Source organism: Xylanibacter oryzae DSM 17970, assembly GCF_000585355.1.
GTDB classification, from domain to species: Bacteria; Bacteroidota; Bacteroidia; order Bacteroidales; family Bacteroidaceae; genus Prevotella; species Prevotella oryzae.
In genome coordinates this window covers 2,110,019-2,125,753 of record NZ_KK073873.1, presented here as the reverse complement: position 1 = coordinate 2,125,753, position 15,735 = coordinate 2,110,019, and the positions used below count along the sequence as shown (strand labels likewise).

At 36.7% G+C, this 15,735-nt stretch carries 10 protein-coding genes and 1 tRNA gene; 5 read left to right on the top strand and 6 right to left on the bottom strand.

The genetic code is table 11. The features are described 5' to 3' along the window. Positions 1-53: 53 nt before the first annotated feature. On the top strand, positions 54-368 hold the full coding sequence (gene trxA, locus XYLOR_RS08485) for a thioredoxin (protein ID WP_036878433.1): 315 nt from the start codon (positions 54-56) through the stop codon (positions 366-368). A 2-nt stretch (positions 369-370) separates the two neighbouring features. Beyond that, the gene (locus tag XYLOR_RS08480) at positions 371-706 is read left to right on the top strand and encodes a hypothetical protein (protein ID WP_036878431.1); all 336 of its coding nucleotides are present in this window, start codon (positions 371-373) and stop codon (positions 704-706) included. Here XYLOR_RS08480 and tsaE read toward each other — a convergent pair. From tsaE to XYLOR_RS08455, 5 genes are all read right to left on the bottom strand, one after another. Then, a complete protein-coding gene (gene tsaE / locus XYLOR_RS08475; protein WP_036880955.1) occupies positions 698-1,108 on the bottom strand; it encodes a tRNA (adenosine(37)-N6)-threonylcarbamoyltransferase complex ATPase subunit type 1 TsaE in 411 nt (136 codons plus the stop codon). The genes XYLOR_RS08480 and tsaE overlap by 9 nt on opposite strands. A 14-nt stretch (positions 1,109-1,122) precedes the next feature. Beyond that, positions 1,123-2,751, bottom strand: coding sequence for a T9SS response regulator signal transducer PorX (gene porX, locus XYLOR_RS08470; RefSeq protein WP_036878429.1), 1,629 nt, complete (start codon positions 2,749-2,751; stop codon positions 1,123-1,125). Next, positions 2,744-5,614, bottom strand: a complete 2,871-nt coding sequence (gene porW / locus XYLOR_RS08465) for a type IX secretion system periplasmic lipoprotein PorW/SprE (protein ID WP_051508951.1) — start codon at positions 5,612-5,614, stop codon at positions 2,744-2,746. The genes porX and porW overlap by 8 nt, the downstream gene beginning before the upstream one ends. A 148-nt stretch (positions 5,615-5,762) precedes the next feature. After that, positions 5,763-7,013: a 3-phosphoshikimate 1-carboxyvinyltransferase gene (locus tag XYLOR_RS08460; protein ID WP_036878427.1), complete on the bottom strand. Its 1,251-nt coding sequence runs from the start codon at positions 7,011-7,013 to the stop codon at positions 5,763-5,765. A gap of 82 nt (positions 7,014-7,095) precedes the next feature. Next, positions 7,096-8,502: a sulfatase-like hydrolase/transferase gene (locus XYLOR_RS08455; RefSeq protein WP_036878426.1), complete on the bottom strand. Its 1,407-nt coding sequence runs from the start codon at positions 8,500-8,502 to the stop codon at positions 7,096-7,098. A gap of 275 nt (positions 8,503-8,777) precedes the next feature. On the opposite strand from XYLOR_RS08455, the gene XYLOR_RS08450 reads away from it, so the two are divergent. Continuing rightward, positions 8,778-8,850, top strand: a tRNA-Pro gene (locus XYLOR_RS08450). A gap of 572 nt (positions 8,851-9,422) precedes the next feature. On the opposite strand, the gene XYLOR_RS08445 is transcribed toward XYLOR_RS08450, so the two are convergent. After that, entirely contained in the window at positions 9,423-10,046 is a 624-nt protein-coding gene (locus XYLOR_RS08445) for an HU family DNA-binding protein (protein ID WP_036878425.1), read from the bottom strand. A gap of 323 nt (positions 10,047-10,369) precedes the next feature. Between XYLOR_RS08445 and XYLOR_RS08440 the strand changes: the two genes are divergently transcribed. After that, the gene (locus tag XYLOR_RS08440; RefSeq protein WP_036878424.1) at positions 10,370-13,516 is read left to right on the top strand and encodes a SusC/RagA family TonB-linked outer membrane protein; all 3,147 of its coding nucleotides are present in this window, start codon (positions 10,370-10,372) and stop codon (positions 13,514-13,516) included. A gap of 29 nt (positions 13,517-13,545) precedes the next feature. Further along, on the top strand, positions 13,546-15,720 hold the full coding sequence (locus XYLOR_RS08435) for a RagB/SusD family nutrient uptake outer membrane protein (protein ID WP_036878423.1): 2,175 nt from the start codon (positions 13,546-13,548) through the stop codon (positions 15,718-15,720). The last annotated feature ends 15 nt before the right edge of the window (positions 15,721-15,735 follow it).

Sequence of the window (15,735 nt, the reverse complement as noted above, 5' to 3'; positions counted from 1 at the left end):
CATTTGCAAAGAATATATATATTAATAATAGTATTAACAATAAAAGAGAAAAAATGGAAGTACAGATTACAAATGAAAACTTTGAGAGTTTTAAAAACGGTGACAAACCTTTAGTCATTGATTTCTGGGCTACATGGTGTGGCCCATGTCGTATGATTGCCCCAATAATTTCAGAATTGGCAGAAGAGTATGACGGAAAAATCGTAGTCGGAAAATGTGACGTAGAAGAAAGTGATGAATTGGCAGCTCAGTTTGGAATACGTACAATTCCTACAATCCTGTTTTTCAAAGGCGGCGAGATCGTTGACAAATTTGTTGGAGCTTCAACAAAAGCGAAGTTGGATGACAAATTTAAAGCTCTTCTTTAATTATGGCAAATATTGATGATGAACTGCTCGCTGATGCAGAGGAAAATGCGCGTGAGGTAGAGTTTATTAAAAACCAATTATCTTTTGAACTAAAAGAAAAATTTAGTGATGAAGATTATTACTACATGCTTGATAAGATATTAGACTATTACTATAATAGTGGTGTCTTAGATCAAGAGCCTGACAAAGAAGGCTTTGTTGACATCGACTTGGACAAAGTTGCTGAGTACGTATGTCAAAAAGCAAAAGAAGACAACCACGGCGAATTTGATCCGCAGGATGTCTTCTTCGTAGTTCAGGCAGATATGGATTTTGAAGAGCAGAGTATATCAGAATGATACGCTTCTGCTTCCATCCTCTTGCTCGGCGATAGTCACCTTAACGGCATCTTCGGGCAAGAGTTCTTCTATTAGTTCCGGCCATTCAATAAAGCAAGGAGCTCCACTATAGAAGTAATCCTCGTATCCCATATCATACACTTCTTCCAGTTTCTTTATTCTGTAAAAGTCGAAGTGATAAATTGGTTCACCGTTATTCGCGCGGTACTCGTTTACAATTGCGAATGTTGGTGAAGTTATTACATCTTCTACTCCAAGGTATTCGCATACAGCCTTTATAAAGGTTGTCTTTCCAGCCCCCATCTTTCCGTAGAAAGCGAAGACTTTACTAGTACCCATGTTAGCAACAAATTCTTTAGCTGCCAGATGGATGTTTTCCAGATTGTCTATCTTTATTTCCATAATCATATATATAGTTATTTTCTTTTCCTTTTCGTAAGGGTTATTATTGGTATTATCATTTCTTCCATGGATATGCCTCCATGCTGAAAAGTGTCTTTATAGTATGAAACATAGTAGTTGTAGTTATTAGGATATGCAAAGAAAGTGTCGCCTAATCCAAATACATATGATGTACTAAGATTTGGAGCAGGTAGTTGGGCATTACGTGGATCGTGAATTGTAAATACTTCTTTTGAGTCGTAACTTAGGTTTTTGCCCAACTTATATCTTAAATTTTTATTAGTGTCCTTCTCGCCGATTATCTTTATCGGTTTATTTACTAAAATGCTACCATGATCGGTTGTTACAACTATCTTATAGTTGCTCTTTGCCAGAACTTTAAATAATTCGTTCATTGCAGAATGCTTAAACCAACTCAATGTAATACTACGATATGCCGATTCTGTATTAGCCAATTCGCGCATCATTTTTGATTCTGTTCTGGCATGACTAAGCATATCGATAAAATTGAATACAACTACATTGAGATCGTTTTTTTCCAAACAATAGATTTGATGCAGAAATTTTTCAGCATCGTTCGAGTCATTTATTTTATGATATGAAAATGTGTTATGTCTCCTATATCTGTCTAATTGGGTTTGTATCAGAGAACTCTCATTTAGATTTTTGCCATCATTCTCTTCTTCACTAACCCAGAGGTCAGGAAACATTTCTGCTATTTTGTTTGGCATCAAACCGCTGAATATCGCATTACGTGAATACTGCGTTGCTGTTGGCAATATGCTGAAATATAATTCTTCGTCTATATCAAATAGATCACCTATCTCTTGTGATAGAACTCTCCACTGGTCATACCTGAAGTTGTCAAGTACAATCAGAAAGACCTTTTCACCATTATTAAGTAGAGGCAAAATATTATTTCTGAACACATTCGGACTTAACATAGGAATGTCTTCGTTATTATCATTGGTGGTCTGTATACTTAAGTTAGTCCTTAACTTATGTATATTATCTCTTGATGATAAATCCTTTCTTGGAGAGACCCATTTCAAATAATTGTTCTTTATATATTTCGAAAAGCCTATATTTGCTTCTTCCTTTTGCGCTTTAAGCATATCCGTCATATTACTGTCAGTATTGCAAAGCTTTATTTCCCATTGCACCAAACATTTATATACTTCGATCCAGTCTTTATATGTCTTGCAGTTAGAAATCTTCATAGTGATATCCTGGAAATTCCTTTGATAAGAACTCTGAGTAACCTCGGTGACTATTTCTTTACGATGAATATTCTTTTTCAGTGTGAGTAATATCTGATTAGGATTGACCGGCTTGATAAGATAATCAGCTATCTTTTGTCCAATAGCCTGCTCCATTATATTTTCCTCTTCACTTTTCGTCACCATTACTACAGGTGTAGCCGGTGATATATCCTTGATTTTTTGAAGAGTCTCCAAACCACTTATTCCGGGCATCATTTCATCTAGCATTATGAGATCGAACGTCTGCTGTCCGCATTTTTCTATTGCGTCAGTACCGTTGTTTGCAGTTATGATTTCATAACCTTTCCTTTCAAGAAACAAGATATGTGATTTTAGCAAATCTATCTCGTCATCAACCCATAATAATAGTCCGTTATTCATTGAGAATTTTTTCTAAGTCGTCATAAAAGTTGTCTTCATTTTTTTGTGGCTTTTTCTCTTTCTGATCTTTTTCCTTCATTATTTCTTGCTCTTGCATTTGCTTGTCAGGATCTATTGGTTCAGGATCTATCAGTAGAGGCTGTGCTGTTATCTTTAGTGGCGCAAAATACTTTTCATAGAAATTGTCATAATCATTATAACTGAATTTCTTACCTAGAAGTTGTATATTGTTCTCACTTATTATTATATTTCTGCATTTATTTAGTTCTTTAGATACAGGTTTGTCACTGTATAATTTGCGGGCATATTGTAAAGCTTCATCATAATTTCTGAATCCTCCGATTTCCATTCTTCTCAGTCCACTGTCTTCAATAATATTAATATCGAAGTTTCTTACCAGATAGTTAGAAAAATTATATTTTGCTATGTCGTACAGCAACTGGTTCTCGTTCAGCGTATCTGATTTATATACTAGCATGAACATGAAGTTGACATCTCTTTCATTAGTAAATGTCTTGACGATATTACTGTCGCTATCCTTTTCAAGTACTAAATTGCGCCTGTTCCATATATCTCCAATATCTAATTTACCGCCATGTAGTTTTCTTCCGTTATTTACACCCTTAACAATCATGCCGGCCATTTCACTGATGCCACTTTTTGGGTATTTTTCCAAAATGTCTTTCATGTTTTTTATGCATCCTATGACATCTCCCTCGTTCAGTTGTCGTAATCCGTCTATAAACAGGAACTTATCTCTGTTATATCCCATAGGAAAACGTGATTTAGACAGTTCGCTGTTTTTCTTTACAACTTCAAGGTCGTTGATTTTGAAAGCATCATACGTAGCTGCATACAAAGAGTCTTCTATATGAACACCATACTTTGCATTCTCTGCGTAATATGGATCTGATAGTAGCTCTGTCCATTCGTTTTTGGGGAAATCCCTCTGTAGCATTGACAAGTACTTGTTAGCCATAGTCTTGTTGCCGATACCTGAATATAACAAGAAAAGATGATAATACACATCAGGCATTTTCTTAAAGTCCTTGTAGTTATTTGCAAGTCTTGTTAGATACTTCTCGCTGAGCTTCATATTACCAAGTTTGTCCTTAAAGATAACCCCCGAATTGAATAGACCATCCTCTATTGTCATATTGCTGGCATTGAGTTGCTCATCTGTCATTGGTATACTACCTAGATAGTATTCACGCTTGTATGGATCGTTGACAATTTTTTCTTTACTGTCGGGTTTCTTATTGTCTATAATAATAGAATCATTATCCTTCTTATTATCATTATCTGTGTAGTCTGCCTTAACAATTGTCTTATTGATACGTTGCCAGTCGTCGACATTTTCACGCTTGCCCCATTGCTTCTGAAAAGTTTCCTTACCATTACTGATGGCCAATGGATTATAAAAATACCAAGTGTCATTAGCAATGTTTGTAGAGCCAGGCTGATTGACATCTGCCATCTGCGAATAATTGTTGTCTACATTACCTCTTCCTTGCGTCATCCTCTCGGTTGCTTCAGTGAGGCTATCAATTCTTGCCTCTTTTTGCTTCTTTTTAAGAATGTATATCTTCTTGTCTATAATATTATTTCTCTCCGACTCAGACATTTTAGCGAGAGATTGAAGTGAATCTTGCAAATCAACAGCATCGGTATATGGTACAAGCTCGTCAAGAATTTTAGAACGCTCAGACAATTGTTCGTAATCATTGCGTTCTTTGTCTAAAAGTCCGATTGCTTCACTGTAGCAGCGGCGTGCATCGCTAAACTTCTCCTTCTCCCAATATATATTGCCAAGATGTAATAGCAATACACCCTTTTCTATCCCATTTCGCATTGACATCTTGGCGCCTTTCTCATAAGCTATTGTGGCATTTATAGTATCCTTCTGTGATATGTATATATTGCCAATGGCGTAATATATCTGATCAAGATATTCTCTGTTCTTATCAGAAAAGGCCATGTGCTTCAGTTTGTTAACCATCTGCTTGGTACTGCAGACGGTCATTGCTTCGGTCTGAGCAATGCGCGCATTAAATTCCAATTCGTATGGAGGGTTCAGACTTATAACTTTACGATAAGCTTTGTAAGCATCTTTTTTTTTGTTGCAAGAGTTGCAAATCTGGCCCATAATAAACCATTCACGAGCTTTCTGTATCTTTCGTGTTTCGCGCTTAATCACATTGCGTAGATATGGTATGGCTTCTTCAAATCTGCCTTGTTTCAAATAATAGTCAGCATAAGTACAATTCCATTCGCCAACAGCTCTCCAGTCCATAGAGTCTCGCCTCATCTTGGTTATTACATCTTCAGCATCATAAATCCATCCCAGTTCTGTATAACATCTTGCTAACCATGCACGGGCTTTTCCATAAATTGGTGGTTGTTCTGCATATAATTTACTCATATAAGAGAATGTAGAAGATGCTTCTTCAAACTTTCCCTCCTGAAATTGTGCTTTGCCCATAAGCAACCATGCTTTCCATAAGAAAGGATTGTATTCATGCCTGTTCAACCAAGAGATGTCTCTTTCGGTCTTTTTCCGTTTTTTATCCCATACAGGTCTGCGTTTTATGCTATGTATCTTGATTGCTTTCTCACATTTTTCTATAGTGCGTTCAAAATTGCTTTTGCCTATTTCCCTGCTGTTCTTGTTGGCAACTGCGAATAGAGGTAATAGTTCTGTGAAATTATCTTTGTTAGATTGTTCTTTCTCAATGTAACCTTCAATATATGCCATACTACCGTTGTAATATGTATTATATCTGGCGTTAAAAGAATGCCACCATCTGCTTTGTGATGTGTTCTTGCTCGTAGAACATCCTGATATGACTAGCAATGCTGCCATATACAAAACAATGATGATATTTCCACTTTTCAGTTTCACAATCTTTTCTGTTATTTCCTATAAGCATTATAAGTTCATACTTCAATTGGTCAGGCACATTTATACCTCTCAATATCAAGTTATGGTTCAAGACTATTCCATTCTTTTGCTATTTTTTATCTATTATGAATCCAACATTTCTCATGTCATTCCAAAAATTAGGATACGATTTTGTAACAACATTAGGGTCATTTATCTTGATTCCCGGCAGTTTAAAAGCTGCGGGAGCAAAAGAAAGAGCCATCCGGTGGTCTTCGTATGTGTCTATTGCTATGTCTGTAGCAGGTTCACATCTTTCGCCATCCCATACGAGAGAATCGCCATTTTCATCTTTTATGATATATCCCAATTTCTTCATCTCCGTTTTAAGGGCTTCTATACGGTCAGTCTCTTTTATCTTAAGTGTGCGTAATCCTGTAAACTTGAACGGAATATCCATTAGCGCACATGACACTACGAATGTTTGGGCCAGATCCGGTGAATTGATAAAATCATAATCTAATCTAGGCACATGCCTTTCAAGTTTTTTTAATGTCACAGTAGTAGGTATGCCCTGTTTCGTTGAATCGAAAATAGTCTTTACACCCATCAGACTGAATAGGTATCTAGCAATAGAATCGCCTTGCATACTGCCATCCATCAGTCCGGCAAACTTTATCTCATCTTCGTAGTTGTCGCTCAGAGCAAGCGTTTCATACCAGTATGATGCCGCACTCCAATCGCTTTCTATCGAATATTCGCGTGACTTGTATGGTTTAGGCTTTACTGTTATAGTGTCAATGTCGCTCCAGTCTGCTTCTGCCCCAAATTCTTTCATCATCCAAAGCGTAAGGTCAATGTACGGGCGTGATATTATCTCGCCCGTAAGTTTTAGTGTGAGTCCCTTGCAAAGAACAGGACCTATCATAAGAAGTGCTGAAATATATTGTGAACTAACGCTTCCTGGAATTTCCAGATAGCCTCCTTCATGTTTCCTTCCTGTGATTTTGAGAGGAGGAAATCCTTCTTCGTTTAGGTATGTGATGTCAGCTCCTAAAAATCTTAGGGCATCGACAAGAACGCCTATGGGTCTGTGCTTCATTCTTTCTGTACCTGTAATGGTATGTGTGTCTTCTGTTACAGAAAGATAAGCTGATAAGAATCTCATAGCCGTGCCGGCAGCCTTAATGTCAATGACATCAGGCATATTTTGAATAGCATTTACTATTACATTGGTATCATCACAATCGGATAGATTTTCGGGCAGAGTTTTGCCTCCCGAAAGTGCATAAATTATCATGGCCCTATTGCTTATGCTTTTAGAGGCCGGCAGTTTGACAGTCGTGTTTATCGACTTCGGAGCGTTAATTATATATTGCATTTCAGTAAAATCTTTATAGAGTACAAAGGTACGTCAATTTCACTGAAATGCAAAATAAATTAGTCTATTTTAGAAATCTATATTATTTGTCAAATTTTTCTCCTGGAAGAGGCCAATTTGGCGTAGGATGATGCATCTTTTCCATCTCTTTTTCAAAGCCAATAACCATTTCAGGATACTCTTTTGCCAGATTGTGGCTTTCAGTCATATCCTCTTTTATGTTATATAGTTCTAGAGGTGCATCTTTCTTTATTGTTACGCATTTCCAGTCGCCGTGGCGCAATGCCCTCTGAGACCCAGGGAACTCCCAATACAGCAGGCGGTCGTCTGTGTCTATTTTTTTACCATAGAATAGTGGCAGAATGTCCATTCCGTCAATGTTCTGAGGTAAACTTTTCGTACTTCCTGTAAGGTCGGCAAAGGTCGGCATCATGTCTGGGAAGTATACAATATTTTTGAGAGTCTGAACAGGAACCTTTCCCGGTTGGTTTACTATAAGAGGTACTCTTATGCCGCCTTCGTATAGTTGTCCCTTACGTCCTTTGAAACTTGCGTTACATTTCAGTTCTTTCAGAGGAGCCATAACTGCGGCACCATTATCCGAAGCAAAAATTACTAAAGTATTGTCTCTAAGATGCATCTTGTCCAGATAAGCCATCAGGCGTCCTATTGCGGCATCCATATGTGTAATAAGCGATGCGTAGCGTTTTGTATTCATATCCCACGACTCATCGTCATACCATGATGTGTTATCAATAATATAAGGTTCATGAGGGGCGTCGTATGCCAGATATAAGAAGAAATGATTATCTTTATTTCTCTTTATAAACTTCATGGCATCGTCTGTTGATATATCTGTATTATGTTTGATATGCTTATCGTGAGCATTAGCATCAATATTTACCAGTTTTTTATTGTCAAAACGCCAGTAAGGATAATAATACGGGGTGTTAGAGTGGGGGGCACTTATCAGCCAACCGTAGAACTCGTCGAATCCTCTGTTTAGTGGTGTCGCTTCGGGATTGAATCCGTCAAGATGCCATTTGTTTACAAGGCAAGTACGATATCCGGCAGTACGCAAAACTGTTGCGATAGTTGTGTCGGTAGGGAGTATATTCATTCTTCTTATAGTACCTTTTCCCTTTTTGCCTTCTATGCCTCCGGCTTTGCAGAAATTATCTCTAATGGTCGTTTTTCCGGTATTTTTTCCGGTCATGAGCGAACAGCGTGAAGGTGAACTGATACCTGAACCTGCATAACATTGTGTAAATCTTGTACCTGTTTCAGCCAACTTGTCTATGTTTGGAGTCTTTATGTATTGATTTCCATAGCATGACGGATCTCCATATCCCATATCATCGGCTAGGATAAATATGATATTTGGTTTATCCGGTGTTGCTTTTTGTTTGTTGTTTGCAGCTTCTGCAGATTGAGCCGTAATAAGACCTGCAGCTGCGATAATACCTTTGTAATAGATTTTGTTATTCATCTCAATTTGTTTTTATTTAATGCAAACTTACATAAAATAGTCGATATGTGGAAAGATAACAAATGCATATTTTTATGTAATGACAAATATTGAAGTAATTAGCCAAAAAACAAAGTTGCTCCCGACTCGTAATATTTTATATATTGTGTGGCAAAGTTTGTGTCATATATAAAAGTGCCATTCTACTTTTAGATATATTTGAGAACTAAAAGATTTCAAAAAATTTGTTTTTTTCATAAGAAGTGCTTACCTTTGCGTCCGCTAACGAAATATATCGGGATTTAGCGCAGTTGGTAGCGCACACGTCTGGGGGGCGCGAGGTCGCAAGTTCGAGTCTTGTAATCCCGACAAATTTCATGAAAAGGACTTACGTTATAAAGTGTAAGTCCTTTTTGTTTTTATAATTCAATATCAAACTGTGGCTTATCCGAATCTTTTTGTTTTGTGTCACACTCTTAATTGCAAAACTCATACAAACATACATAAGCCTTATAACACATTAATAATAAATAGCATATAGTATGAATGATGCTTTCGTACTATGCATTATCTTACATAGTATTTTGATTATCAGACAGATGATGTAATTTTTCTTTTACGCGAAATACTATATAAATATTGATCAAAAGTTCTGGTTTTATAATATGAAAGCATTAATATTCGTATTGTCTACAACTGTCGGCAATATTGTCTATAGTTGTCAGCCATATTGTCGATAACTGTCGAAAATAGTGTAATCAATTGTATTAAGACTTAAAACCATAGCTATTGTACTTTTGTTTATATAAAAATAGCTTTTTATACTTAATATATAGCTGTGTATAGTGAGTGTATGATTGTGTATGGTTGTTTTAAACTTAATGTCCTGATATTCATCGTATTAAGACACTTTCGTGTAGGATGTACCATTATTTTGAAAACTATCTGAGAGAGAATATATTAAGTTTCCCCATTGTATGTATGGTCAAAAAGGAATCTTCTCCACTTGACAAATCCTTTAAAATCAATGAAGCCATATATCTTGTAGTACTGAATTCTATTTGGAATTTCTTAATTGTTATACTATCATTGGTTTTGAAGTATTCCTTCAGCTTTTCCACAATTGAATCTTTGTCTATATTGTCTGAATTAAGAATATGGTAGTTCTTGAAATTTACATCCAATGATCTTAATTCGTTGACTAATGAAGCTTCCGGTAGAAACTCCAAATTGTCTATAACAATGTCACGGCCTTTTATCTCCTTTTTATTAGTAACCCTTTTCTTATCTTTAAACTTCAACTTAAGGTAGAAATATCCTAGTCCGTCAATGTGGATTCTCCTGTTTTGTGGAAGAAAAGTAAGTATAGCATCACGAAGTGCTGAAGGTACGCTGTTTAGTTCTGTAACTCCTAATGAAGTGTTTCTAACAATATAATCCTTAATATTATCATATGACATTGTCTCTTTGTTTGGCATTGCTCTAACCTGAATGTATTTGTTGCCTTCTTTATCTTTTAATGGTGACTCGTACAGATTATATAACAGCGTTTTTTTTATTCCCATGAATATTTTGATTTAGATGCAAAGTTAATAAAATAACGATACATAAACAAATAATCCTTGAACATCTCATATTATGGTTATACTTTGTTATTAACTAAAAACCTCTTATTAGTAACATATTTTTCATTCCGGTCAAAAATAATAGTTCTAAAGTCATTTTTTTAAGTTCTATTTAACAACTATCACTTAATTTTGCAGAACCTAAAATAAGTCTAATAACAAACGATAATCTAATAGCTATTTTCGTGGTTAATCTTATAATGACAAACGAAGTTAAAAATACAATCTAATAAAATAATAATTTATTAACTAATTAATTAAAAATGAAAGACATTGGAAAATCTTTTTTGTCCAATCGTTGGGAAATCTTCCAAAGATTGATTCTTTTTGTTTTATTGGCTGTTTGCACTTCGGGTGTAATGGCGCAAAACAAAATCACCGGTACCGTTGTTGATGCCAGCGGTGAAGTAATAATTGGTGCAAGTGTTCTTGTGAAGGGAACAAGCACTGGAGCTGTTACAGACTTGAATGGTCACTTTACGTTGGATAAAGTGCAGGCAAATGCTAATCTTGTAGTTTCTTATGTCGGGTACAAATCCCAGACAGTATCACCAAGCGGTCGCTCTGATATAAAAGTGACTCTTGAAGAAGATAAAAAAGTGCTAGATGAGATTGTTGTAGTAGGTTACGGCGTTCAGAGAAAGAGTGATGTTACAGGTGCGCTAACGCGTGTCGGCGAGAAAGAATTGAACGAGAGACCTGTCAATAATGCTTTTGAAGCTTTGCAGGGTAAGGCTGCAGGTGTGGATATTACTTCAAGTGAGCGCCCTGGCACTATCGGTAGTATACGTATTCGTGGTAACCGTTCTATCAATGCTTCTAACTCTCCACTTTATGTCGTTGATGGAGTTCCTTTGAATTCCGGCGGTATAGAATCACTCAATCCTCGTGACATCGAATCTGTAGATATCCTAAAAGATGCCTCTTCTACAGCCATATATGGTTCGCGTGGAGCAAATGGTGTAGTTCTTATTACTACTAAACGAGGTAAATCAGGTCAGTTGCAGTTGAGTTATTCAGGAACTCTTACTTATGAGAATCTTGTAGATAAATCTCCGGCTATGAGTGCCAGTGATTATATCACATGGCGCCGCTGGGCTTGTTACAATGCCAGTCCTTCAAAATATAATCAGGGCAACCAGCCTAGTTATGCTCAAGATCAGTCTATATTTGCGGGTGATCAATATGCACTTGCAAATATGAATAAAGGTTGGAATGATAATCATACTTCATGGGATGGATCTAAGGTTACTGATACAGACTGGACCGGTTTTGTTACTCGTACAGGAATTACACAAGAACATACAATAAGTGCTTCGGGTGGAACAGATAAAATTCAGACTTTTGCGTCTTTTGGATATCTGAATAATATTGGTACTCAGAAAGGTCAGGATTATGAACGTTATAATTTGTCTATATCAACAGACATCCAGGCTAAACCTTGGTTCAAGATGGGCGGATCTATCAATGCTTCTTATGCAAAACAAAACTATGGATATTCTCGTACCGGTCAGAGTTCAAATTCAGGACCTGTAGACATTTATAGTGCAGCAAAGAGCATTTTGCGTTATTGTGTACCTTATGATGATAATGGCGACATAATATCAAACCCTGGTGGTTCTACTACCAATACATATACGGTAATAGATGAATGGAATAAGTCTAATGATAACCGCGAGACTTTCAGAGCATTGGGTAGTTTCTACGGACAGGTTGATTTTGGTAAGATATGGGAACCTCTTACAGGCCTTGTCTTTAAATCTTCATTTGGTCCTGACTTGAGATATTTCCGTGATGGTATCTACCTTGATTCAAGTTCGGCTACTCGTCTGGGAAGTACTAGTTATGCGAAACGTAGCGATGAGCGCAACTTCTCTTGGACATGGGATAATATGCTTCTTTATAATAAGAAATTCGGAGAGCATTCTATTGGTGTAACTTTGCTTCAAAGTGCTTCTAAGGTTAACACCGAAAATAGTAATATGAATGAGGTAAATGTCTATATGTCTTCATTTAAGTGGAACAATATGGGTGCTACTGATGTTACAAACTCCAGTAATAAAGTTGGTCTTGGAACCGGACTTACCGAATCTCAGTTGGCTTCATATATGGCTCGTGTCAACTATTCGTTTATGGATCGTTATTTGCTTACTGTTAGTGGACGTTTTGATGGATCTTCTGTATTGGCAGAAGGTAATAAATGGGATTTTTTCCCTTCTGCAGCTATTGGATGGCGTATGGAACAGGAAAAATTTATGAAAAACATAAAATGGATTGATCAGTTGAAACTTCGTTTCGGTATAGGTACAACAGGTAACTCTGCCGTTGACCCTTATGGAACACTTGGAGTGATAAGCAGTTATTTTATGCCTTTCAGCATTGCGAATACCAGAATATTGGTTACCAACGAACCATATTATACTAGTGGATCTAACCAAATGCCTAATAAAAATCTGAGTTGGGAAAAAACTACTCAATACAATGTTGGACTTGACTTCAGTTTCTTGAAAGGCAGAATAGGTGGTACTATTGATGCATATTATTCAAGAACAAACGACCTTCTTATGAATATGACTATACCGTCATTGACCGGATATCCTTCGATATTGACAAATATTGGAGAAACCGAAAACTCAGGTGTTGATATTACTCTGAATCTAGTACCTGTGAAATATGCCGGATTTGAATGGGATTCAAATATCAATGCAGCATACCAGAAGGATAAAATCATAGAATTAGCCAATGGTAAACAGGATGATGTTTCCAATTCCTGGTTTATCGGAAAGTCTATTAGTGTATACTATGGTTATCAGGCTAATGGACTTTGGCAGGCATCTGATGCAGATGAGATGGCCAAGTTTAATGCAAAGGGTGCTAATTTCAGCGCCGGAAATGTTAAACCGGTCGACCAAAATGGAGATTATGTAATAGATGCCAATGACCGTGTTATACTAGGTAACAGGAATCCTCGTTGGACTCTTGGATGGAATAACACTTTCACTTATAAAGGTTTCGAACTCAGTCTTGAGTTGTATGGACGTTTTGATTATATGGTAAGTACAGGTGGTGAAGGGCAGTTAGGTATGTATCAGCAGCGTGAAATAAATTATTGGACTCCTGATAATCCTGATGCAGAATGGCAGAAGCCTATTTATAATCAGTCGGGTGGTGATCCATATTCAGGTTTGCTAGGATTCAAGAAAGCTTCTTTTATAAAGGTAAGAAATCTCTCTTTGGGTTATAATTTTGATAAGAATATCTGTCAGAAACTACGTATTAATGGCCTGAAATTGTATGTACAGGGTAAAAATCTTGGCAATTTGTATTCATCAATTGATTTTATGGACCTAGACCTTGGTTCAACCTATTATAATAGGGGCGTAACATTCGGTTTACAAGTTGATTTCTAATATTCTAATATCTTAAAAGAAAAATAATCATGAACAATATAATTAAAAATATATATTTTGGTGCTGTTTCTCTTTCACTGTTGTTGGGTACAACTTCATGTGGAGACAGTTTCCTAAAAGAAGATTCGGGTCATCTTTTTACAGATGAACTTCTCGAAACAAGTAATGGGGCATTGGGCATGGCTGCCGGCCTGTATAGTAATATCAGATGGCATTTCGGATATGAATGGGCCTATGGTATTACACTATATGGAACAGATGAATTTACAAATGGTTCAGACCTTACGTCACAGTGCTGGAATAACTACGACAACCGTCTTAACCCTCTGGATTGTACTACGGCCTTAGGTGCTGCAAATGGTAACTGTCCGGGAGTATCTGCATTGTGGAATGAGATGTATTATGGTATATCATCGGCCAACCTTTTGATTTCAAAAGCATCTAGTGTTGCAGACAAGGATTCTCGTAATAAAGCAATAGGTGAAGCTTATTTCTTGCGTGGATATAACTATTATAAACTATTTGCTCAATATGGAGGAGTGGTGATACAGACAGAACCTGCTAATGGATCAATAAATCATTATTATACCCGTTCTACGGCAGAGGAAACGCTCAATCAGGTGATTTCAGATTTGCGTCAAGCTTATAGTATGTTACCTACATCTAAATGGCGTGGTAATGGTACATGGACAAGATATACAGCAGCCCATTTCCTTGCTAAGGCATTGTTGTATAGACAGTCAGAACGTTGCAGTGATTGGAACTCTAGATATTCATCAAAAACAGATTTAGATAGTGTCGTAACACTTTCAGATGAAGTGATAGCTGCTTGTCCTTTAGCCTCAGACTATAATTCTCTTTATGCAGATTGGAGTGGCACTGATTGTAAAAATGAAGCCCTTTCAGAGATTTTAATGGTGGCAGAACATAATGCTGACAGTTCTACTAAAGGCCGTTATGGTAATCGTACATATAGTTACTTTACTCCACAGTTCTCCAACTTTTCAGGTGGATGGGTTCAGAGAGGACAATATGTAGGATTGGATTTTCAGCGTTGTCGTCCAACAGAGTATTCGTATGATGTTTTTGATAATGTTAATGATGCGCGTATGTGGAAAACATTTAAGACTGTCTATGGATTGAATAATATTGTGAATTCGAAACCGAATAGAGTTAATTTTAAAACCGATGCTGACTATCAAAAGGCTCTTGCTGCTTGGAACAAGTTCTTGGCAGATAATAATATAACAGAGGAACAGGTTCCTACATTGGGAGATCAAGGAATTATTTTTATTCTTAACAAGAAAACCGATGCACGTTTCAATAATAATCCTTATGGAACTTTCGGACGTGGGGCTGTAGCTCATTCGTTTATTAATCCTCAAAGTGGCAAGTGGGTTCCCAATGTATTCCCTTTATATCAGAATGGCAAATATATGATGGACCAGTTTGGCGTGAGTGGTAGTCCTTCTACATCAAATGTATTTTGTGGAATAAATAAGACAGAGGATGGTACACGTACAGGAGAAAAGGATGATGGTACACGAGATGTAATTATGGCTCGTACCGGCGAGACTTATCTTATCAAGGCTGAAGCTCAGACACGTCTGGGTAATTATCAGGATGCTATTGAAACAGTTAATAAACTTCGTGCTCGTGCTCAATGGAAAAATGGTGAAGACAGAAGTTTTTATACTGATGGAACGGAAGCATTTGCAAGTAACTCTACCGCAAATGCTACACTAGGAAAATGTAAAGATGCCAATAATGTAAAACTGACAAACCAAGATGCATACAATGCTTCTTTCATAAAGAAAAGTTCATATTATCTCTCTACCGGAATAGATATAACCACTAATGCTTCAAATTTGCAAATCTTAAGTTATAAGCAATTACCTGAAGAAGATGAGGCTGTTTTATCTAAATTAGGTTGTACAACAGATAAAGATCGTATGATTAATTTTATCCTAGATGAACGTACACGTGAAAATCTTGGAGAATGGAACAGATGGGAAGAGTTGAGTCGCACAGGTATGCTAATTAAGCGTGCTAAAGCTTTCAATACAGAGGCTGTTTCTAATATACAAGCCAACAAACATGAACTTCGTCCTATTCCACAAGCTTTTATTGATCAATTACAGAACCAAGATGGTACCAATTTGACTGATGCACAAAAGGCAACATGGCAAAATCCGGGATATTGATATTATAATATGAAA